This window comes from Flavobacterium sp., assembly GCF_031423415.1.
In the GTDB taxonomy this organism is placed as follows: domain Bacteria; phylum Bacteroidota; class Bacteroidia; order Flavobacteriales; family Flavobacteriaceae; genus Flavobacterium.
This window is the reverse complement of record NZ_JANPFL010000175.1, coordinates 1-20457: the sequence shown is the minus strand read 5'-3', so window position 1 is coordinate 20457 and position 20457 is coordinate 1. Positions and strand designations below refer to the sequence as shown.

25 protein-coding genes and 3 tRNA genes are annotated in these 20457 nt (G+C 34.1%); 22 read left to right on the top strand and 6 right to left on the bottom strand.

All coding sequences use genetic code 11. The annotated features are described in order from the left end of the window. Positions 1 to 13: 13 nt before the first annotated feature. The 16 genes from RMO83_RS14925 (at position 14) to RMO83_RS14850 (ending at position 12980) form a co-directional block, all read left to right on the top strand. Positions 14 to 916, top strand: coding sequence for an MlaD family protein (locus tag RMO83_RS14925; RefSeq protein WP_310560492.1), 903 nt, complete (start codon positions 14 to 16; stop codon positions 914 to 916). Continuing rightward, entirely contained in the window at positions 913 to 1146 is a 234-nt protein-coding gene (locus RMO83_RS14920) for a hypothetical protein (protein WP_310560491.1), read from the top strand. Before RMO83_RS14925 ends, RMO83_RS14920 begins: the two co-directional genes overlap by 4 nt. 130 nt (positions 1147 to 1276) lie before the next feature. Further along, entirely contained in the window at positions 1277 to 1510 is a 234-nt protein-coding gene (locus tag RMO83_RS14915) for a hypothetical protein (protein WP_310560490.1), read from the top strand. Positions 1511 to 1685: 175 nt separating this feature from the next. Continuing rightward, positions 1686 to 1910 (top strand): hypothetical protein, encoded by a 225-nt coding sequence (locus tag RMO83_RS14910; RefSeq protein ID WP_310560489.1) that lies wholly within the window; start codon positions 1686 to 1688, stop codon positions 1908 to 1910. Then, complete coding sequence (locus RMO83_RS14905; RefSeq protein ID WP_310560488.1) at positions 1907 to 2326, top strand: low affinity iron permease family protein; 420 nt, start codon at positions 1907 to 1909, stop codon at positions 2324 to 2326. The genes RMO83_RS14910 and RMO83_RS14905 overlap by 4 nt, the downstream gene beginning before the upstream one ends. A 117-nt stretch (positions 2327 to 2443) precedes the next feature. Further along, complete coding sequence (locus RMO83_RS14900; RefSeq protein WP_310560500.1) at positions 2444 to 2629, top strand: CsbD family protein; 186 nt, start codon at positions 2444 to 2446, stop codon at positions 2627 to 2629. Between the two features lie 16 nt (positions 2630 to 2645). After that, positions 2646 to 3137: a hypothetical protein gene (locus RMO83_RS14895; protein ID WP_310560487.1), complete on the top strand. Its 492-nt coding sequence runs from the start codon at positions 2646 to 2648 to the stop codon at positions 3135 to 3137. A 92-nt stretch (positions 3138 to 3229) separates the two neighbouring features. Next, on the top strand, positions 3230 to 3694 hold the full coding sequence (locus RMO83_RS14890; RefSeq protein WP_310560486.1) for a hypothetical protein: 465 nt from the start codon (positions 3230 to 3232) through the stop codon (positions 3692 to 3694). 227 nt (positions 3695 to 3921) lie between these two features. Next, positions 3922 to 4074 (top strand): lmo0937 family membrane protein, encoded by a 153-nt coding sequence (locus RMO83_RS14885; RefSeq protein WP_310560485.1) that lies wholly within the window; start codon positions 3922 to 3924, stop codon positions 4072 to 4074. A 26-nt stretch (positions 4075 to 4100) separates the two neighbouring features. Next, positions 4101 to 4340 carry a YtxH domain-containing protein gene (locus tag RMO83_RS14880; protein WP_310560484.1) on the top strand — a complete coding sequence of 80 codons (240 nt, stop codon included), beginning with the start codon at positions 4101 to 4103 and terminating at the stop codon, positions 4338 to 4340. A gap of 562 nt (positions 4341 to 4902) precedes the next feature. Continuing rightward, positions 4903 to 7281, top strand: a complete 2379-nt coding sequence (locus RMO83_RS14875) for an Ig-like domain-containing protein (RefSeq protein WP_310560483.1) — start codon at positions 4903 to 4905, stop codon at positions 7279 to 7281. A 79-nt stretch (positions 7282 to 7360) separates the two neighbouring features. Then, positions 7361 to 9379 (top strand): OmpA family protein, encoded by a 2019-nt coding sequence (locus RMO83_RS14870; protein WP_310560482.1) that lies wholly within the window; start codon positions 7361 to 7363, stop codon positions 9377 to 9379. A 199-nt stretch (positions 9380 to 9578) separates the two neighbouring features. Further along, positions 9579 to 9896 carry a hypothetical protein gene (locus tag RMO83_RS14865; protein WP_310560481.1) on the top strand — a complete coding sequence of 106 codons (318 nt, stop codon included), beginning with the start codon at positions 9579 to 9581 and terminating at the stop codon, positions 9894 to 9896. A gap of 113 nt (positions 9897 to 10009) precedes the next feature. After that, positions 10010 to 10507, top strand: coding sequence for a hypothetical protein (locus RMO83_RS14860; protein WP_310560480.1), 498 nt, complete (start codon positions 10010 to 10012; stop codon positions 10505 to 10507). A gap of 818 nt (positions 10508 to 11325) precedes the next feature. After that, complete coding sequence (locus RMO83_RS14855) at positions 11326 to 12504, top strand: AIR synthase related protein (protein WP_310560479.1); 1179 nt, start codon at positions 11326 to 11328, stop codon at positions 12502 to 12504. A 119-nt stretch (positions 12505 to 12623) separates the two neighbouring features. Further along, positions 12624 to 12980, top strand: a complete 357-nt coding sequence (locus RMO83_RS14850) for a hypothetical protein (protein WP_310560499.1) — start codon at positions 12624 to 12626, stop codon at positions 12978 to 12980. A 158-nt stretch (positions 12981 to 13138) separates the two neighbouring features. On the opposite strand, the gene RMO83_RS14845 is transcribed toward RMO83_RS14850, so the two are convergent. Next, positions 13139 to 14614 (bottom strand): S41 family peptidase, encoded by a 1476-nt coding sequence (locus tag RMO83_RS14845; RefSeq protein ID WP_310560478.1) that lies wholly within the window; start codon positions 14612 to 14614, stop codon positions 13139 to 13141. A 177-nt stretch (positions 14615 to 14791) separates the two neighbouring features. Between RMO83_RS14845 and RMO83_RS14840 the strand changes: the two genes are divergently transcribed. Further along, complete coding sequence (locus RMO83_RS14840) at positions 14792 to 15319, top strand: DUF4252 domain-containing protein (RefSeq protein ID WP_310560477.1); 528 nt, start codon at positions 14792 to 14794, stop codon at positions 15317 to 15319. Between the two features lie 151 nt (positions 15320 to 15470). Here the strand turns inward: RMO83_RS14840 and RMO83_RS14835 are convergent. The 3 genes from RMO83_RS14835 to RMO83_RS14825 all read right to left on the bottom strand — a co-directional run bounded on the left by RMO83_RS14835 (position 15471) and on the right by RMO83_RS14825 (position 15862). Then, positions 15471 to 15553, bottom strand: a tRNA-Leu gene (locus RMO83_RS14835). Positions 15554 to 15600: 47 nt separating this feature from the next. Continuing rightward, a tRNA-Lys gene (locus tag RMO83_RS14830) sits at positions 15601 to 15673 on the bottom strand. A gap of 116 nt (positions 15674 to 15789) precedes the next feature. Then, a tRNA-Lys gene (locus RMO83_RS14825) sits at positions 15790 to 15862 on the bottom strand. 127 nt (positions 15863 to 15989) lie between these two features. On the opposite strand from RMO83_RS14825, the gene RMO83_RS14820 reads away from it, so the two are divergent. Continuing rightward, a complete protein-coding gene (locus tag RMO83_RS14820; RefSeq protein WP_310560476.1) occupies positions 15990 to 16508 on the top strand; it encodes a shikimate kinase in 519 nt (172 codons plus the stop codon). Here RMO83_RS14820 and RMO83_RS14815 read toward each other — a convergent pair. Further along, a complete protein-coding gene (locus RMO83_RS14815; protein ID WP_310560475.1) occupies positions 16500 to 17000 on the bottom strand; it encodes a phosphoribosyltransferase family protein in 501 nt (166 codons plus the stop codon). The two genes, RMO83_RS14820 and RMO83_RS14815, sit on opposite strands and share 9 nt — an antisense overlap. A 120-nt stretch (positions 17001 to 17120) precedes the next feature. Then, positions 17121 to 17495, bottom strand: a complete 375-nt coding sequence (locus RMO83_RS14810) for a S4 domain-containing protein (protein WP_310560474.1) — start codon at positions 17493 to 17495, stop codon at positions 17121 to 17123. An 80-nt stretch (positions 17496 to 17575) separates the two neighbouring features. Between RMO83_RS14810 and RMO83_RS14805 the strand changes: the two genes are divergently transcribed. The 4 genes from RMO83_RS14805 to RMO83_RS14790 all read left to right on the top strand — a co-directional run. After that, entirely contained in the window at positions 17576 to 18682 is a 1107-nt protein-coding gene (locus tag RMO83_RS14805; protein ID WP_310560473.1) for an FKBP-type peptidylprolyl isomerase, read from the top strand. A gap of 264 nt (positions 18683 to 18946) precedes the next feature. Further along, positions 18947 to 19453: a hypothetical protein gene (locus RMO83_RS14800; RefSeq protein WP_310560472.1), complete on the top strand. Its 507-nt coding sequence runs from the start codon at positions 18947 to 18949 to the stop codon at positions 19451 to 19453. Between the two features lie 27 nt (positions 19454 to 19480). Continuing rightward, complete coding sequence (locus RMO83_RS14795) at positions 19481 to 20254, top strand: tyrosine-type recombinase/integrase (protein ID WP_310560498.1); 774 nt, start codon at positions 19481 to 19483, stop codon at positions 20252 to 20254. Positions 20255 to 20266: 12 nt separating this feature from the next. Next, on the top strand, positions 20267 to 20457 hold a 191-nt coding region (locus tag RMO83_RS14790), incomplete at its 3' end, for a hypothetical protein (RefSeq protein WP_310560471.1).

Here is a 20457-nt window from a genome sequence, read left to right as displayed (position 1 = left end):
AAAATCATAAGTTATGAATAAAGATACTGGATCAAATTGGAAATTAGGAATGTTTGTAATCATTGGAATACTACTCTTCATCATCACGATATATTTTGTTGGCAAACAGCAAAATTTATTTGGAGACACTTTCTATTTAAAATCAAAATTTAAAACCGTAAGTGGTTTAAAGGTGGGCAACAACGTTCGTTTTTCAGGTATAAATGTCGGAACCGTTAAAGAAATCGAATTGATAAACGATACGACTGTTGTCGTCGTTTTATTGATGGAACAAGACGTTCAGAAATACATCAAAAAAGATGCGATGGCAAGTATTGGTTCTGATGGATTGATGGGTGACAAAGTGATGACTATTTCCCCTGGAATAACATCGAATGAAACCGTGAAAGACAATGATTTTATTAGATCTAAAGCCCCAGTGGAGATGGAAGATTTGATGAAAAGTGTAAAAACTAGTGTCGATAATGCTGGGGTAATAACGACTCAATTAACTGAATTTACGTATAGTATGAACAACGGAGAAGGTGCTTTGTCTCAATTAGTAAGTGATAAAGAGTTTGCCAATAGTTTGAAAAAAACACTAACTAATCTCGAAGTTACCACCAATGAATTTTCAACGTTTAGTAGGAATATGAACAACGGAAAAGGCGTGCTTTCAAAAGTGGTAAACGACGAACGATTGGGTGCAAAGGTAGATTCTACAATGGTAAATTTGGAAACAGGATCGAAACAGCTGAACGAAATTATGGAAGCTGCAAAACATAACTTTTTGTTGCGAGGGTATTTTAACAAACAGCAAAAAGCTGAGGATAAGAAAGAGGAAGAATTAGAAAAAGTATTGCTGCAAGAATCCAAAAAACAAGAAGAATTAGAAAAACTACAAGAGTCTAAGGACATAAAAACGGGCACAAAATGAAAACAAAAAGTATTGGAATAGCCTTGTTGGTCATTGGAATACTAATGACTATTTATACGGGTTTTAATTATGTGACTACGGAAAAAATAGTTGATTTGGGACCGATACAAATTAACAAAGAGCAAAATCATCCTGTAGAATGGGCGCCAATTGTTGGAGTAATTATAATAGTAGTTGGATGTTTTTTAGTAGTTAAGGGAAATAGCGATAAGGAATATATGATCAAGTAGTTGGTTCAAAAAAATTGTAAATATGTGAATAGTATAACTTATTTCAAAAGTTATATAACATTTTTATTCGGTAAGTCATTCATCTTTGTAAAGACATGAAAAGCATTTTATCCAACATAAATCAATTCACATGAAAGCAATTAATGACCTACAAAATTCAGCAAATTCACTAAATGTGTCAACCGAAGATGAAAAGGTAATCGCTAGTAATAATAGCTATGTAGAACCCAGTCGTGACGTTGCAATGTCACGTTATGAAGCAAACAACAAACTGGAGCAAAATTATTACAATAAAGCGAGTGGTTGTTCAGTGAAAGCCCAAAAAGACAATCTATTTGATTATAGTTCTTTTGTAAAAATTTAGATTTTATCTCAGTAACTTAAACTCTTTTGATTATGAAATCGCCACTAACAAGGAGTTTGTTGCAAACAATTGAATAATCATCGAACTCCGATGAAAATAACATATTGTGAGATAAACACCAATAAGTGAAAAGGCGATACCATATATGACCGCTAAAAAATCAAAATTCACATATATGAAAACCGAAGAAGAACTTTACGCTGCAATTCTCAAAATTACGATGGAAATTAAAATTCAATTTCCTGAATTATCCAAGTATATTTCAGAGATGCCGGAGACGATCCCGAACGTAGAAAACCCAAAAATAAACCGTAAAGTATTGCAAGAATATTATGATTCATTGCATATTTTAGTAAAAGACTATGTTGAAAATCAACCGAAAATATCAAAAACAATTTGAAACGAATCGCTAAAGTTTATAGTTTCACCGAGCGTACTTTTGAAAGACTTGTTTCATTAGCAACGATAATTTTGGGTAATTCTATCACCTTTATTCTCGCTTTATGTTTGGTTCTTTTCTGGTGGGTTAACAATATCTTCACCACAAGAGATTTGCACACAATTATTGGCGATATCATTTTCGGAACTACATTTCTGAGTTTGTTTATTATTCAAAAATCATTCAATAAGTTTTCAGGATCCTTACACTTAAAGGTGAATGAATTAGTATCATCACACGAACCAGCAAACAATTCCGTTATCAATGCCGAAGAAAAAACAGAACGGGAAGTAACGGAGTTGGCGCGCGAATATGCAGACTTAGTGGAGCAAGTTAAAGAAATTGAGGATGAAATTGAGAAAAAAGAAGAAGAGTGATTTTTTGTAAATCTGTGAATGATGTAACTTTTTACTAAAGTTATATAACAATTTTGAGCTGTAATGCAACCAACTTTGTGTCGTTGTGAAAATACTTTCACAGATAAATTAAAAATGATGAATACTACAGAGCTAAAAGGGAACTGGGATGAACAAAAAGGCAAATTGAAACAAAAATTTGCAGCTTTAACGGATAATGATTTGCTATTTGCAAAAGGTAAAAAAGAAGAAATGCTTGGCAAGCTTGAAAAAAAACTAGGAAAATCCAAAGAGGAATTATTCAAAATTATTACTGAACTTTAACATAAAAACCAAAACCATGAAAAACAATATCTTATTAGCAACTATACTATTCGCTGTAGCAATTGGAGCACAGGCTCAAAACATTTCTAAAAATGCCCTTGGATTACGATTGGGTAGCAATGACGGATTTGGAACAGAAATCTCTTATCAAACTAAACTTTCTACAAAAAATAGATTAGAGTTGGATTTAGGTTGGAGAAACCATAAATATGAAGACAATATCAAACTTGCAGGTATCTACCAGTGGGTATGGAATCTTGATGGTGGTTTAAACTGGTATGCTGGTGTTGGCGGTGGCGCGGGTACGTGGAGATATGATGATAAAAATGGATATGATGATAACGGAGCTTTTGCTTTTGTAGCAGGAGATTTGGGAATTGAATATAATTTTGATTTTCCACTACAAGTTTCCTTAGATATTCGTCCAGAATTCTATTTAAATTCAGGCTCTTTCTTAGATGATCGTTATGGATCGGATGTAGCTTTAGGAGTTCGTTATAGATTCTAATCATTAAGTGATAAAAACCTTAAAAAGTGATGATTATGTATAATAATTATCACTTTTTTTTATCCAATGCTATAAATTTTAATTAGTACAAAATGAAAAAGTCAATTCTTACCTTAACTGTTATTACTTTTATTACAGCTACAATACTACTAAGTTGCAAACCCAAGACAAATGAAGTCAAAGACGCTCAGGAAAAAGTCGCAGTTGCCAGAGATAATGTTCAAGATGCCAAAGATACTCTTGCAATGGCCAAACAGTCAGCAACTGAAGAAGAGTGGAGGGCATTTAAAAACTCAGGTGATTCTATCGTTAGAATAAATGATCGACGAATTGCAGCATTAAAATTGAAGATAAAAAATACTGGAAATAACATAGATAGCGCGTATCAAAAAAACTTATATGTTATGGAAGTACGAAATGAAAATCTTAAAGTAAAAATGGATGCATACAAAAACGGCGCGAGTAATGATTGGCAATCTTTTAAAAGAGAATTCAAACACGATACCGATGAAATAGGGCAGGCCTTGAAAGACCTTACAGTTGATAATAAAAAATAATACATTGGCGAGTTGATTCTCGCCATTTTTATGGAGTAGAATTGCACTTTCTAAAAAATCTGTAAATAGTGTAACTATTCTAAAAAGTTATATAACAGATTACCGTTCAAATAATTTCACCTTTGTATGGTAGTCAGAAAGAAACCAAATGTATTTTTTTTGAATATATAATCATGTTTCAATTACCAACAAATTTATTCTATTTATAACTTAAAAAAACAACAATTATGAGCAATTTACTTTACACTATCGCAGTGATTTTAATTATTTTTTGGGCCATCGGATTCTTTGCCTACAGTGCTGGATCCATCATTCACATTCTTCTTGTTATAGCCATCGTTGCCATTTTATTGCGCCTTATTCAAGGAAGAAGTTTATAAAAATTAAATAGTAAAAAATAGAAATTATGAATTCAAGCAAAGTAGTATTAGGGATTTTAGGCGGTGTTGCCGCAGGGGCATTGTTAGGAGTGTTATTTGCTCCCGAGAAAGGATCTAAAACAAGAAGAAAAATTGTGAACAAAAGCAGCGATTTTGTTGATGATGTCAAAGATAAATTTGAAGATTTATACGAAGATGTAACCAACAAATATGAGAATCTTTTACGCGATGCTAAAGGACTAGTGTCAAAAAGTGAAATGAAATAATACATTATTTTCAAGCATAAAAAACGGAATAGTTGAAACTATTTTAGTTTTTTTAAAGAAATCGAGGGCCATAAACCTCGATTTTTTTTTGTTTACACCATCTACTGATTCCTCCCTGATTCAAACTTATTTCAGAGCCGGTGTTGCCTCCAACGTTGCCAGCATTGCCTCCAACGGCGCCAGCGTTGCCTCCAACGTTGCCAGCGTTGCCTTCAACGGAGCCAGCGTTGCCTCCAACGGCGCTGGCGTTGCCTCCAACGGCGCCGGCGTTGCCTTCAACGGAGTCAGCGTTGCCTCCAACGGAGCGAGCGTTGCCTCCAACGGCGCTAGCGTTGCCTCAATAGCGAGGTATTTGACCGCAACCTTTAGCTTCAAATAATCCTGATGTCGTTTTTTATGGGTTGCAAGAGATGGGTTGCGCTTATTTTGAGCAAACGCAAGTATAATTATGTGCGAATAATATAACTTTTAAATGGAATTGTATAAATCTTGAAGCCTGTAAATGTTGAACCTTTGTCTATTAATTGTTTAACCCAAAATAAATTGTAAAATCCAAAAAAAAATGAAAACAAAAAAAATACTATCGACCTTTGCAATACTATTTATTGCATTAATTTCAGGCTGTGACAAAGACGACTATAATGAAGTCGAATTTGTTTGTCCAGTTGTAAGTTCTACAATTCCTGTCAATGGTTCTTTTGGAGTACCATTGAATCAGGTAGTTTCAGTTATATTCAACGAAGAGATCGATCCTTCAACCATCAATTCATCCTCAATTATTATATCCGCAGCAGGAGTTGCTGTGCCCGGAACAGTTACTTATGCAGGCACAACTGCAACCTTTACACCAACTAGCCGTCTTACTACTAACACCCTTTATACAGGAATAGTCAAAACAGCGGTAAAAGATGTAGACGGAAATGCGCTGCAAACGGATTATGTTTGGACGTTTACAACGGGTCTTAATCCTCTTGTGGTATCGACGGATCCGGCAAATGGTGCTGTAGATGTTAGTCCTAACAAAATTATCACGGCCACTTTTAATATGTCGATGAATCCAGCGACCTTGAATGCTTCAACATTTATAGTGCAACAAGGAACAACTGTAATACCTGGAACTATTACTTATGCAGGAACAATGGTAACTTTTACCCCAACTACTCCATTAGATGAAAATAAAATTTACACGGCTACAATAACAAAAGGTGCCGAAAACACTATCGGAACTGAATTGGCTAGCGATTACGTTTGGACATTTACTACAGGTTTACGACCAATCGTAGTTTCAACTGATCCAGCGAACAATGCTACTGGAGTTCCGCTTAATAAAGCTATTTCGGCTACTTTTAATATGCCTATGAATGCTTTGACATTGATTGGTACAACATTTACTGTTAATCAAGGAACTAACCCAGTATTAGGAATTATTTCTTATTCAGGTTCAACGGTAACTTTCACGCCTTCTGCTCCGCTAACCGGAAATACACTATATACTTGTACCATCACTACCGATGCTAAAAACTTGGCAGGAACTCCATTGGCCAACAATTATGTTTGGATATTTACTACCAGTCCAGTACCATTTGTAGTTTCTACAGATCCTGCAAACGGTGCAACTGGTGTGGTTCTTACTAAAGTAATTAGAGCAACCTTTAATATGGCAATGAATCCGGCGACTTTGAATGCTACAACATTCACAGTTAAACAAGGAGCAACAACAGTTTTAGGAGTACTATCCTATTCTGGAACAACAGTTTCGTTTGATCCAGCTAGTCCTTTATTGGCAGATAAAATATACACTTGCACCATAACCACGGGTGCTCAAAATAATGCTGGAGTGCCTATGGCTAGTAATTATGTTTGGAACTTTACAACGGGCATTGTTCCAGTTGTAGTCTCCACCGATCCTGCAAACAATGCTACAGGTGTTGTACTCAATAAAGTAATTAGAGCCACTTTTAATGTGCCAATGAATCCACTGACATTAAATGCTACAACATTTACAGTTAAACAAGGAGCAACAACAATAGTAGGGGCTATTTCCTATTCGGGAACAACAGTTTCCTTTGATCCGGCTACACCTTTATTGGCAGATAAAATATATACTTGTACAATAACCACAGGCGCACAAAATGTGGCTGGAATCCCAATGGCCAACAATTATGTTTGGAGTTTTACAACAGTGGTTCCAATCATTGTGATACCGCCACCAGTACTTACAACAGGCTTGTTTTTTGGAGTTTTCGGAGGAAATGCTGGAATAACCAATCAAGGATTATTTACAGTAATTAATGGAAACATTGGTACAACTGCAGCCTCAACCTTGATGACAGGTTTCAAAGAAATATTGACGGGTGATGTTTACACAGTTACACCCCTAAATAGTGGATCGGTTATGAAAGAAATATTCGCAGCAGCGCCAGCGCCAGGAAATGCGACTAAAGCTGCCACCGCCTTAGCAGGATTGAATGCCGCAAGAGATGTTTACCTAAGTATATCTCCAGCTTCAATGCCAGGTGGTCTTGATCCAGGTGCAGGTGAACTTGGCGGATTGACTTTAGCACCAGGTGTTTACAAATCAGCCAGCGGTACTTTCGATATAACAAATGGCGATCTTACATTAGATGCTCAAGGTAATCCAAATGCCATATTCGTTTTCCAATGTGCTTCTGCACTAACAGTTGGAGATTCAGCTCCAAGTAGCGTTCGATTGATTGGTGGCGCACAGGCAAAAAATGTGTTTTGGTACGTAGGTAGCGCTGCAGTGATTAATTACGCTGGTGGTGGTGTTATGTCTGGAAATATTATCGCCAATTCAGGTGTGACTTTGTCTTCACCAGCGAACAGCACAAACCCTGCTGTAACCACTTTAAATGGTAGAGCTATGTCATTAGTATCGTCAGTTACTATGGTGAATACCGTAATTAATGTACCCAACTAAAAAGTAAAGTAAATTCAATATTCAAATAAGTAAATCCCGTCATAGGGCGGGATTTATTAACCTATAAAAAAAATAAAAAATGAAAGCTAAAAATAATTTTAATGAGAATTCGTGTCAGACACGGATTCCTAACCTTGCCCTTAAAAGCATTTTACTAGTTGCTTTGGTTTGGTTCACTATTCAAACGCCAGTTCAGGCACAGGAATTGCAATATACAAGACCATCTTGGTGGTTTGGTATCGCTAGCGGAGCCAATGCAAATTTCTATCAAGGTTCAACACATCAGCTGACCTCTGATTTTGCTCCGCCAGTTACTTTTAAAGATGCGAAAGCATTTGGACTGTTCGAAGCGGCACTTGTAGAATATTACCGTCCCAATACAAGATTTGGTTTTATGCTGCAAGCGGGTTATGACAATCGTCAAGCTAATTTTGACCAACGTAATACTGCCTGTAATTGCCCTGCTGATTTGGAAACGAATATTAGTTACATTACCGTAGAACCAAGTTTGCGTGTAGCTCCATTTAAATCGAATTTTTACTTATTTGGCGGTCCACGTGTGGCTTTCAATATGGAAAAATCCTTTAATTATCAATTGGGAATCAACCCAGCTTATCCAAATCAGGCACCAACTCCTGAGGTTAAAGGCGATTTAAGTGATATGAACAAAACCATTATTTCGATGCAAGTCGGATTGGGATACGATATTCCTATTGGTTCAAAAACTAGCAAAACACAATTTGTGGTTTCTCCTTTTGCTTCATTCCATCCATACTTTGGACAAAATCCGAGATCCATCGAAACTTTGAACATCACCACTTTTAGAGCTGGAGTAGCGCTTAAATTTGGTCAAGGACATTTAGTTCCAATGCCAGAGAAAGCGGAGATTACCGATCCAGAAGTTCAATTTTCGGTTAATGCTCCTGCAAACGAGCCTACTAACCGACGTGTAAGAGAAGTTTTTCCTTTGCGTAACTATGTATTCTTTAATGCTGGTTCAAGTGAAATACCAAGTCGTTATAAATTACTTAAAAAAGAAGAAGTAAAAGATTTTAGAGAAGATCAGTTAGAAATGGTAACGCCTATAAACCAATCGGGTCGTCCGGAACGCCAAATGAATGTCTATTATAATGTGATAAACATCCTTGGGGATCGTATGATACAAAATCCTTCAACAACCATTACACTAGTTGGTTCGTCTCAACAAGGCCCTAAAGATGGTATGGATATGGCAGAATCAGTTAAATTCTACTTGGTAAATACATTCGGTATTAGTGCTACAAGAATTACTACCAAAGGACAGTTCAAACCTAATATTCCATCGGAACAACCTGGAGGAACACTTGAATTAGATTTGTTGCGTGAGGGAGATAGAAGAGTTTCAATCGAAAGTAGTTCTCCTATTTTATTGCAAGAGTTTAAAAGCGGTCCTGAAGTTAAATCTTCTGAAATTGTAACGATGCAAGAAGCACCAATGGCAAGTTATGTGGTTTTTGATGTAAAAGGAGCTGGTGAAGCTTTCTCGGCTTGGTCAGTACAACTTACAGACGAAACAGGAAAAGTACAATCTTTCGGACCTTATACTGAGGAAAGTGTGAGTTTGTCAAGCAAATCAATCTTAGGAGATAAAATGCAAGGCGATTATAAAGTAACCTTGACTGGGCAAACCAAAACCGGTAAGGCAGTAACTAAAGAAACTACGGCACACATCGTGCTTTGGGAACCAGCCAAAATTGAAGAAGGTTTAAGATATAGTGTTCTTTATGAGTTCGACGAATCCAAAGCGATTTCTATATATGAAAAATACCTTACTGAGGTTGTAGCTCCAAAAATTCCTGCAAACGGAACGGTAATTATTCACGGACATACTGATATTATTGGAGACGAGGCTCATAATTTAGAACTGTCTAAAGCCCGTGCAAACGATGTAAAAACAATTCTTGAAAGTGCTTTGACAAAATCAGGTAGAAGTGATGTTAAATTTGAAATAAGCGGTTTTGGTGAAGAGTCAAGCCACTCACCTTTCAATAATAATTTCCCAGAGGAGCGTTTCTACAATCGTACTGTGATTATTGATATTTTTAACAATGGAAAATAACTTGACTAAGAATTAGTCTAAACGTTTGTTCAAAGAAGAGGATAGGGATTTTAATCGCTATCCTCTTTTTTATTGCATAAAGGAATCATGTTTTAATGTGTGAATTATACAAATTTTGTCAATAAAAATATAACATATGAAGCCTGAATGTTTTACACCTTTATCCTTTACTTAATTTAATAATTTAAATCAAAAAAACATGAAAAAATTACCTATTTATTTAATGATGATGGTGTTGTCATTAAGTGTTATCCCAACCACAGTTAGTGCAAAAGAAAAAAATCCAACAGCCATAACAGCAAATTCTAAAGAAGTTCCAGCTGCTGTAAAAGTGATGTACGATAGACTAGAAGAAATTAAGGCAATGGATAAATCTTCTATGACTTCTGTAGAAAAAAAAGAACTCCGTAAAGAGGTTCGTGCTATAAAAGCCAATTTAAAAGCAACCAATAATGGCGTTTATCTTTCTGTTGGAGCCATAATTATTATTATTCTTATATTAATTCTTATTTTATAATTAATAGGCGAAAATTTAAAAAGACCAAAAGCCAATTTACTGTTAATTCCATTTTTTTGGTACAGTTCTTGGCTTTAATAAAATGGTCAAGTATAAATATAAAACAAAACAAAATGAAAAATTTAAAATTAGTTGTCCTAGCAATTGTGCTATTTTTTGCTTCAAATGCGGTGCAATCACAAGTTTCAATAAATGTAAATTTGGGCGTACAACCTTCTTGGGGACCTGTAGGATATTCATCGGTAGATTATTATTATCTTCCTGACGTACAATCTTATTATGATGTACGAGCCGCACAATTTATATTTTTAAATGGCGGGACTTGGATACGTTCTAGAAACTTGCCTGTACAATACCGCTATTATGACTTAAATAGAGGTTATAAAGTAGTATTGAATGATTATCACGGTACAAGACCGTATACTCAATATAAATACCACAAACAAAAATATTATAAAGGATATTCAAGACCACAACAAACGATTGGCTATAAAGATAACGACCACGAAAATAAAGGGAACCATAACTATAATGAAAATAATGGTAAGGGTAACAAAGGTGGAGGAGAAAAAGGTCACGGACAAAAAGGTGGCGGAAAAGGCAAACACTAACAATTTTCAACTTTTCAAAAAGAATAGATTATCTAAGAGCATAAATTAATAATATCGGGATAAACTCCCGATATTTTTTTTGTTTTATCCCAAATTACACAATAGAAAAAATTATTATTGTCCGAACAACTTTGACCAAGTTATTAAAGACACATAATTTTGTAAGGGCAGCATAGATACAATGAATGTTTATCTTCCTTGTGTACTACAAATGTTTTCACCGTATTGTCGATATAAATAGTAATCTGTCTATATTTTTTTATTATATAAGATATTACTACGGTACCCTGCTTATGTTTTTTTTGTTTTATAATAGGTTACTACAGTAACCTGCCTACATTTTTTTATTTTATAATAGGTTACTACAGTAACCTAATCATATTTTTTTATTTTATAATAGGTTACTATAGCACCCTACTTATATTTTTTTATTTTATAATAGGTTACTATCGTAACCTGCTTATATTTTTTTATTTTATAATAGGTTACTATTGTACCCTGCCAATATTTTTTTATTTTAAAGAAGTGTACAATAGTGTCAGGGCATTCTCTTTTAAAATTAAATCCAGTGATAACAAATAAAACCCCACAGATTCACAGATTTTAAATATAAAATGTGGTTTTAACACTATAGTTTTAATAGTTTTTAAAATCAAGTATCCATTTCATAAATTAATTTCTCTTTAAAATCTGCGAATCTGTGGCTTACTTTTTAAAAGCGAATGCCCTGCATATAAAGCTACATAAACACCAAAAAAATAATTATATTTGCGCCATCCTCCTTTGGCGGACACGCAACAAAACTTCACAATTATACAATGAGTTCAGATTCTAGCAAACGTTATGCACAAAGAGGAGTTTCAGCATCTAAAGAAGATGTACACAACGCTATTAAAAACATCGACAAAGGATTATTTCCGCAGGCTTTTTGCAAAATTGTCCCGGATTATTTAACCAATGATTCCGATTATTGTTTAATAATGCACGCCGATGGCGCTGGAACTAAATCGTCTTTGGCGTATATGTATTGGAAAGAAACGGGTGATATTTCAGTTTGGAAAGGCATTGCACAAGACGCTTTGATTATGAATATCGATGATTTATTGTGCGTAGGAGCGACAGACAATATTCTACTTTCTTCAACAATTGGAAGAAATAAAAACCTAATTCCTGCCGAGGTAATTTCGGCCATCATCAACGGAACCGAAGAATTAATCAAAGAACTTGATTCATTTGGTGTAACCATTCATTCCACAGGAGGAGAAACTGCTGATGTGGGTGATATTGTTCGAACCATAATTGTAGATTCCACTGTTACGGCTCGAATGAAACGTTCTAAAGTCATTGATAATGCCAATATAAAAGCAGGTGATGTAATAGTAGGATTGGAATCTTTCGGTCAAGCCAGCTATGAAAAAAGCTACAATGGCGGAATGGGAAGTAACGGATTGACATCGGCTCGTCACGATGTTTTTGGAAAATATTTGGCAACTAAATATCCAGAAAGTTACGATGCCGCAGTTCCTGAAGATTTGATTTATTCGGGTCAGGTAAAATTGACCGATGCGGTCGAAAATTCCCCAATCGATGCCGGACAATTAGTGCTTTCGCCAACGCGTACTTACGCGCCAATTATCAAGAAAATTTTAGACCAATATTCGTCTAATGAAATCCATGGAATGGTGCATTGCAGCGGTGGAGCGCAAACTAAAATTTTGCATTTCATCCAAAACCTACACATTATAAAAGACAATTTATTCCCGGTTCCGCCTTTGTTCAAGTTAATTCAGGAACAATCCAAAACCGATTGGAAAGAAATGTACCAAGTATTCAACTGCGGTCACCGTATGGAAATATATGTTCCCGAAGCCGTTGCTCAGGATATTATCGCCATTTCAAAATCCTTCAATGTCAATGCGCAAATCGTGGGTAGAGTAGAAGCTGCCGATGCTAAAAAATTGACTATCACCAGCGAATATGGCACTTTCGAGTATTAAGAGATTTAAAAATTTAAAAATTTAAAGATTTAAAGATTTGTGAATTTTTTTAAAAGTTAAATTTTTCAATCATTCAATCATTCAATTTTTCAATCATTCAATCTTTCAATTTTTTAATGATGTACGAACTACTTTTTTGGCAATATAAAGATGGAATTTATCTCAATCATCATTTAGTTTACGAAGCCTTGGTCGAAAAGCAAGAAGTTGAAGGTCTTGAAACACTTCCTACTGAAGTAATCCTGAATCGTATCAATTCGGTATTTTCAACTTGGGAAAAAGTAGATGACAACAGTTGGAAAAACACCAAAGGCAAAGGAGCTTTTCAAATCAAAACAACACCACAAAGTATTCAAATCGATTGCTATGGAACCGAAGGAAAAACAATGAATCTACTCGCCGATACTTTAGAAGAATTCAAATGTCCGCTTTACGATCCGCAAATTCCGGTTCGTTACGACGAAATGACTGAATGAATTTTAAAAAAAGTTATCCAAAAAAATCTGCAAAATTTAAGTTTTTTGCCAATTCAAAGAGTATAAATCTAGTTAAGATCATTTGGGTAATTACGCGATTTAGAATATAATAAAAGGCTTCCACAATAATGAAAGCCTTTTATTAGTCTGATGTTTTTTTATTCCAAAGCTTTCAGTAAACCTTCGGGAGCTTTTTCAAGATACATTTGATTTTGCAAACTGTTTACAGATTTAGAGTCTTTAAAATAGTCAAATTGAATTCCTGGTACGGATTGTTTCATTTTTCCAATTCCCGTAATTTTTGCAATAGCGAGTTGTAGTAATGGTTCAGTTGGACTGCCTAAAACATCAAGATTACTTAGGGTTTCTTTTAATTCAAAAGTAGGTTCTAAACCACTTTGATAGTCGCCAAATCCTACACTATTTACTATTTTTAAAACTAAGGGTTGCATAGCATAACGATGGTTTGGATTTCTCTTTTCCTTTCCAAAACTGGGCGAGTCATATAAAGTAACTGAACCAACATTTTTCCCAACAGTTTTATCTCCAATTTGAACTACAGTAATATAAGGTTTCAATCCATTAATCACTAGTTCACTTGCCGATGCTGTACCTGCAGATGTAAGAATATAAATTTTGGTCTTGTTGACACTGTTGATTGGTGTTGTTCCTATTTTATTGGTAAACAAATTTTTTAAGGATTCCGGGTCATTGGCGCTGTAGTAAGATTCTATTTTTGCATTCCATTGTTCTTTCGCAAAAACTTGCCCTGCAAATGCACCTGTAATCATACTGGCTAATCTAACTGACGTTAGAATAGAACCACCGCCGTTATATCTTAAATCAAGAACTAAATCAGTAATACCCTCTGATTTTAATATTCCAAAAGCATCATTTAGTTTTGTGTCATAATTAGAATAAAAACCATTGTACATTAAATAACCAATTTTATGTGAGCCAGCAACGATTACTTTATTGACCAAAATTGGATTTTCGTCCAAAACTGTTTTTGTTAAACTAACCGTTTTTCCGTTTGGCGTAAAAACTCCACCGTTGATATCAGCCATATTTAAGGTGTAATTATTGTTTGAACCAAATAATAGAGATTGATAATTATTTACGGTAAGTTGAGTTCCATTAACGCCATAAAAAATCTCGCCCCGTTTAATGTTTTTTGTTGATGCGTCAGAATTTGGAATAATATACCGTACCCAACCAAATAGTTCTGAAGCGCCGGGAGACTTTCGGCTTAAGCCAAATTCAACACCATTATTATTTGTAGTTCCTTGCAATTGCCCTTCAAGTTCCAAATAATCATCAACAATCCAACTGAATCGATCCACAGCTTCAGCGGCTGGAAATAAACTTTTTGGCTTATAAAGCAAACTTTCAAAAAAACTTTCAGGCTGAGAGTAGCCTTGTAAAAAAGTATTTAATTCGGTTTGATTCGCAAATTTGTTGTCAGATAAATTTGGCACATCAGTTTGCCATAAGTAAAATTGATTTAATCCTTTCCAGACAAAATCATTAATTTGTAAATTTGCTGGTACCGCCCCATCATCTTGGTCTTGACAGCTTTGGAAAAGAAATGCAGATAAAAGAATTGCAATACTATATTTTATATACCTTTTCATTTGTTTGTTTTTATTTCTTACTTAGAATAGCGTTTTAAAAATTTAACTTTATCTTTATCCTCAAAAGTTGTTCCAACTTATAATAAAAGTATAAATTTATAGAATTTTATTGCATTGGCACGAGCTTTGTTGTTAAATTGCGATGTTTACATTTATTAAAACTTATAACAGAAAAGAATGAAAAAAAGTATAGTAACGTTGGTGTTAATTTTGGTTTCCAATATGTTTTTTGCCCAATCGGCTTTCGATAAGTATGACGGACAAGACGATGTGGCCTCCATAATTGTCAATAAGAAAATGTTTCAAATGATGGGAAGTGTCAAAGTAGATGCCAATGACAAAGAAACCCAACAATATTTGGCCTTGATGAAAAAGTTAGACAACTTGAAAGTGTTTACCACCACAAGTACAAGAGTTTCAACAGAGATGAAATTAACTATTGATAAATACATCAAAACTATTGGTTTAGACGAATTGATGCGTACTAGCGATAGCGGAAAAAATGTTAGGATATTGGTTAAGTCCGGAGCAGGTGAGGGGCAAGTCAAAGAATTATTGATGTTTATCGAAGGTTCAAACAAAGAAAACGAAACTATATTAATGTCGTTGACAGGTAGTTTTGACTTAAGTGAGATTTCTGTATTAACTGATAAAATGAAAATTCCGGGTGGCGATGATTTGAAAAAAGCTACAGTAGGGAAGTAGTTTAATCAACACTAAGTGCAATATTTATTTTCGCTATAAGGCCAATCTTAAGAAACCGATTAGCTAAAACACCAAAACAATACAGATTAAAAATTAAAAAATCCTAATTACTTATTTAATAAGTAGTTAGGATTTATTTTTACTCTTAAAGTGACCACGGCGGGATTTGAACCCGCACGCCCTTGCGAGCACCAGCCCCTCAAGCTGGCAAGTCTACCGTTTCTCCACGTGGCCTAAAAAAAATAGAGACGTTGGCCTCGGCGAATGTCTCTATTTTTTTGTGACTCGACTGGGGCTCGAACCCAGGACCCCAACATTAAGAGTGATGTGCTCTACCAACTGAGCTATCAAGTCCTCAAGACTATCAAGAAATTTTAAATTATGCGTATTTTATTGTATTCAGACTGTGGCTTACCTAAAATTAAGCATACTGGATATACTTTTATCGTAATACTTTTGCCTTTAAATTGTGACCCGACTGGGGCTCGAACCCAGGACCCCATCATTAAAAGTGATGTGCTCTACCGACTGAGCTATCGAGTCATTTCCTATTCTTGAATGCGGGTGCAAATATAAGGTCTTATTTTTAATTTTTCAAAGCTATTTTATTATAAATTTGTCTTTTTTAAACAATAGCACTTAACGCCTTAGTATATAAGGTTTTATTCAAATGAGAAAAATTATATTATTAGGTTATATGGGCTGTGGGAAGTCTACAATAGCCACAAGATTGTCAAAAATTACCAATATTCCTTGCTTGGATTTGGATAAAAAGATCGAAGAACGAACCAATTTGTCGATAAAAGAAATTTTTGAACAGCAAGGTGAGATTTATTTTAGAAAGCTGGAGCGAGAGGTTTTAATCGATTTACTGAATGCTCCCGGCGATTTAATTTTAGGTTTGGGTGGGGGAACTCCTTGTTATGCTAATAATCATGAACTATTGAAGGGAGATAATATACTATCGATTTATTTAAAGGCTTCGGTCGATACTTTATTTGAACGATTGGTTTCTAATAAAAGTAAACGTCCAATAATTGCCAATAAAACCGATGAAGATCTCAAGGAATTTATCGCCAAGCATCTTTTTGATAGAAGCTTTTATTACAATCAGGCACATTATAAAATAAGTATTGATGGAAAATCTAAAGATGAAACTACTCAGGACATCTTAGCGATTTTAACTTAAAATCGCATAACTATTCCCGTTTTCATTAAATACAACTTCAACGTTGTCTAGCGATGAGGTCGAAAGAGATATGCCCTTAAAATCAGCCTTGACTGGATATTTTTTGTGATTTCTATCGACAAGTACTGCAGTTTTGAATTTCTTTAAGGGAACTTCTAAAAAGTGTCTCACAGCATAAATTAATGTAGTTCCCGAATTTAATACATCGTCAACTAGAATCAAGCCTTTATTAGAATATGCCTCTTTCGTTAAAGATGTTTTTACAACTGCTTCTGGATGATGTTTGTCGATTTCTACCTCACAAAGCGATACTTTCAAAGGTGAAATGTTGTTGAGGTAATCTGCAATTTTTTTAGCAAAAATAAATCCATTAGACGCAATGCCAGCAATAACAATTTCTTCTTCATCTATAAAAGTCTCATAGATTTGATAGGCTATTCTTTTTATGGTATGCTCTATTTCTTGATTCGATAATATGATATTCTTGCTCATTTTAAATTTTAAATTTTAGATTTCAGATTTTAGATTGATATTGCTATTGCTATTGAAATTGTAACTGCTATTTAAATTGCCATTGGCATTGAAATTGACATTTAAATTGCTATTTGTGTTTTATTCATTTGTCTCGTTTCCAAAATCAGTTAAATCCCTGCGATCTTTTTTTGTTGGGCGACCATCCCCATTTTTTCGATAATGCTCCTTCGATAATTTTAATAATTCAAGATGTTCATAGACTTCTGCAGGAGTTTCATTTTTCCGATATACATCCACCAATTTAGCCCCAACACGATTGTCTGGAATATCCAAAACGGTTATGATCTGAGTGATTTGGTCTTTTCTAAAAGTAATTTTATCAGTCGGAAAAACCTCCTTCGATGGTTTGGCAACCTGCCCATTTACGGTAACATGATTTTTTTTACAGGCTTCCGTTACCATATTTCTAGTTTTGTAATATCGCACACACCATAAATATTTATCTATTCTCATAAATTTTGCAAAATCGAAGTTAAATTCTACTCAAAAATAAATCAAAATTGTATCTTGCGACTTCAAAAAAATGATTTATAATGAACAAATTTAAGTTTTATTTTATAGTATTTACTGCATCTGTTTTATTTTTTTCTTGCACTAAGGATGATCCTGCTAATACTATTGAACCACCAAGAGATTATGCAGAACAATATCCTAAAGATATTGCTATTATCGAGGACTATTTAAAATCCAATTATTTTACGGTAATCAATCACCCGGGTTTTGTTGATGATCAGGATATAACTATAAAAAAAATTGATGCAGGGCAACCTTCTATCTATTCATATTTAGATTCAGCTACTTACCCAAAACTTTTGGTTAGAACAGTAAATATGCATAATGTTGAAAAGGGTTATAAACTCTATTATTTGGTTTTGCGTCCTGGAGTTGGTGTTTCTCCGTGTAATGTTGATGGCGTTTTGGCATCTTATAGAGGAACTTATTTAGAACGGAGTACAGCCACCACCGCAGCACCATCAGAAGTTACGGCCACCTTTTTTGAAGAATTGAAATATCCGCAAACCACTCTAAATTTATATGGTGTGATTAAGGGATGGAGTGAAATTTTTCCTCAATTTAAAACAGGAACAGCCACTATAAATACTAACGGAACGGTTAACCATAACGATTTTGGTGCAGGCGTAATGTTCATTCCTTCTGGTTTGGCCTATTATAATATTGGTTCTGGTGAAATTCCTTCCTATTCGCCTTTAGTTTTTAGTTTTAAATTATATACTATTGAACGATTAGATCAGGATGATGATGGTGTTTTTTCGTATCAAGAAGACCAGAATAATGACGGTTATGTTTATGATTTTAGAAATACTAATGCCTATCCAACAACACCTGAAAATCTAGATGATACTGATAAAGATGCAATACCAGATTTTCTTGATGTTGACGATGATGGAGATAATTATACCACAAAATTGGAAATCACAAAACCAGTAGGAACGAATTCGGGTTTAAGTCTGTATTTCCCTTTTGACCCTATTGTTGATGATCCTTTTACAACAGCAATAGAAACAGAAACAAAGGGAATTCCATCATACGATGCTACTAAAGACGAAAAATTTGATTACACAACACCAGGCAGATTGAGGATACATCTTGACAACAACTACCCGGTTAAAAAACTATAATTTATTTTAAAAATAAAAAACCCTTAAAATTTTGATTTTAAGGGTTTTTTAATTTCTATCAGTGCGGATAATAGTTTTACGACTTTCTTAATTTGTAAGAATTTTTAAAATCAACAAAAACGACATTAAGCCAATAAAATTAATGCTTTACAATTTTTGTTCTTACAAATTAGATTAAGTAAAATTAAGTAAAATGCAAATAAATTAAGAAGTTTTCGGCAATATTTCGGCAAAATCATTATATTCGTATTATAATTTACTGAAATGAAAGTCAATTTTTTTATCATAAAATCCAAATCGGAAATCTCAAATATTTATGTTCGGTTTGCTGACAGCAAAAGAAATGACCAAAAAGCAAAAACAGATATTTTTGTAAAATTCACGAATTGGAGCAAAGTAAAACAGCAAGTAAAAAACAATACTGATACACCTGAAAGGGACAAAATAAATGTAACTTTAAGAAATATCGAAAATTATCTTTTAGAACAGCACAATACAGATACTATCGACCAGAAATTTATCAGTAGCACTTGGCTTAAAGAACAATTAAAAAATTTCTTTGGTCGAGCTGATAAAAAAGAACTTCACACTATTTATTTTGTTGACTGGGTTCAAAAATTTATTGACGAAAGTCCTATACGATTATATCAAGGCGAACCCGTTAAAAAAAGAACCATCCAACACTACACTACTACAAAATACAAACTGGACAATTACGAAAAACACTTTAATACAAAATTGCGTTTTCAAGATATTGGACTGGAATTTTAACGAAACTTTTTATTTTACTGCCAAACCATTGAAAAAATCAACAACAATACTATTGGTGGATATGTTACCAATCTCAAAAAGTGGTGCAAAATTATTGACATTGAAGGACTGCCAATAAACCAACAGTATAGACATTCCGAATTTTCGACAATATCCAACAAAACAAAAGATGTTTACCTCACAGAAGACGAAATTGACACGGTTTTTAAATACGATTTTAGCCATTCCGAAAGATTGGACAACGTAAGAGATAATTTTATAATTGGATTGCGTACAGGCTTGCGAATTTCGGATTTTATGCAACTAAAAAAAATCAATATAATCGATGGGAATATCGAAATTGAAACTGCAAAAACTTCCTATGCAGTTGTGATACCATTGCACCAACAAATCAAAGAAATTCTACTAAAAAGAAACGGAAATTTACCCAATCAAATTTCAGATGCAAAATTCAACGAATATGTAAAAGAGGTTTGCAAAGATGTTGGATTTACTCAAAAGGTCGAGGGTGCAAAAATGATTAATAAAAAAGACGACAAAGAATTTTTTCCAAACGTTGAAATTATTTCAAAAAACAAAAACCGCAAGGAGTTTGGAATGTACCCCAAACACGAATTAATTACCTCACATAGTTGTAGGCGATCGTTTGCATCAAATCTATATGGAAAATTGCCAAATATGACCATTATGGCAATAACGGCCCACAAAACAGAAACCCAATTTCTCAAATACATAAAAATTACACCGAAAGAAAACGCTGAAAAATTAAAAGAGCATTGGAATAAGGAAGATAACACTTAAGGAAAGAAAAAAATGAGAATGAATTTTGAAGATTACGAAAACAGGCCTTTTTCAAAAAAATACAAACTAAATGACTTAACCCCAACAAACATTGAAAAACTAATAAAAGACAATTTGTTTGAAGAACAAGAACCTTTAAGTTATTTCACAGACAAAATAGAGGATTCAACTTGTTTTGAACCAATTTTATATTTACAATCAGT

Excerpts from the sequence above, each read along its gene's own strand:
- RMO83_RS14880 (WP_310560484.1), top strand. The coding sequence starts at position 4,101 with ATGAATTCAAGCAAAGTAGTATTAGGGATTTTAGGCGGTGTTGCCGCA.
- RMO83_RS14810 (WP_310560474.1), bottom strand. The coding sequence starts at position 17,495 with ATGAGAATAGATAAATATTTATGGTGTGTGCGATATTACAAAACTAGA.
- RMO83_RS14895 (WP_310560487.1), top strand. The coding sequence starts at position 2,646 with ATGAAAAACAATATCTTATTAGCAACTATACTATTCGCTGTAGCAATT.
- RMO83_RS14845 (WP_310560478.1), bottom strand. The coding sequence starts at position 14,614 with ATGAAAAGGTATATAAAATATAGTATTGCAATTCTTTTATCTGCATTT.
- RMO83_RS14820 (WP_310560476.1), top strand. The coding sequence starts at position 15,990 with ATGAGAAAAATTATATTATTAGGTTATATGGGCTGTGGGAAGTCTACA.
- RMO83_RS14875 (WP_310560483.1), top strand. The coding sequence starts at position 4,903 with ATGAAAACAAAAAAAATACTATCGACCTTTGCAATACTATTTATTGCA.
- RMO83_RS14855 (WP_310560479.1), top strand. The coding sequence starts at position 11,326 with ATGAGTTCAGATTCTAGCAAACGTTATGCACAAAGAGGAGTTTCAGCA.
- RMO83_RS14850 (WP_310560499.1), top strand. The coding sequence starts at position 12,624 with ATGTACGAACTACTTTTTTGGCAATATAAAGATGGAATTTATCTCAAT.
- RMO83_RS14885 (WP_310560485.1), top strand. The coding sequence starts at position 3,922 with ATGAGCAATTTACTTTACACTATCGCAGTGATTTTAATTATTTTTTGG.
- RMO83_RS14805 (WP_310560473.1), top strand. The coding sequence starts at position 17,576 with ATGAACAAATTTAAGTTTTATTTTATAGTATTTACTGCATCTGTTTTA.
- RMO83_RS14900 (WP_310560500.1), top strand. The coding sequence starts at position 2,444 with ATGAATACTACAGAGCTAAAAGGGAACTGGGATGAACAAAAAGGCAAA.
- RMO83_RS14865 (WP_310560481.1), top strand. The coding sequence starts at position 9,579 with ATGAAAAAATTACCTATTTATTTAATGATGATGGTGTTGTCATTAAGT.
- RMO83_RS14860 (WP_310560480.1), top strand. The coding sequence starts at position 10,010 with ATGAAAAATTTAAAATTAGTTGTCCTAGCAATTGTGCTATTTTTTGCT.
- RMO83_RS14915 (WP_310560490.1), top strand. The coding sequence starts at position 1,277 with ATGAAAGCAATTAATGACCTACAAAATTCAGCAAATTCACTAAATGTG.
- RMO83_RS14920 (WP_310560491.1), top strand. The coding sequence starts at position 913 with ATGAAAACAAAAAGTATTGGAATAGCCTTGTTGGTCATTGGAATACTA.
- RMO83_RS14925 (WP_310560492.1), top strand. The coding sequence starts at position 14 with ATGAATAAAGATACTGGATCAAATTGGAAATTAGGAATGTTTGTAATC.
- RMO83_RS14840 (WP_310560477.1), top strand. The coding sequence starts at position 14,792 with ATGAAAAAAAGTATAGTAACGTTGGTGTTAATTTTGGTTTCCAATATG.
- RMO83_RS14870 (WP_310560482.1), top strand. The coding sequence starts at position 7,361 with ATGAAAGCTAAAAATAATTTTAATGAGAATTCGTGTCAGACACGGATT.
- RMO83_RS14815 (WP_310560475.1), bottom strand. The coding sequence starts at position 17,000 with ATGAGCAAGAATATCATATTATCGAATCAAGAAATAGAGCATACCATA.
- RMO83_RS14910 (WP_310560489.1), top strand. The coding sequence starts at position 1,686 with ATGAAAACCGAAGAAGAACTTTACGCTGCAATTCTCAAAATTACGATG.
- RMO83_RS14890 (WP_310560486.1), top strand. The coding sequence starts at position 3,230 with ATGAAAAAGTCAATTCTTACCTTAACTGTTATTACTTTTATTACAGCT.
- RMO83_RS14800 (WP_310560472.1), top strand. The coding sequence starts at position 18,947 with ATGAAAGTCAATTTTTTTATCATAAAATCCAAATCGGAAATCTCAAAT.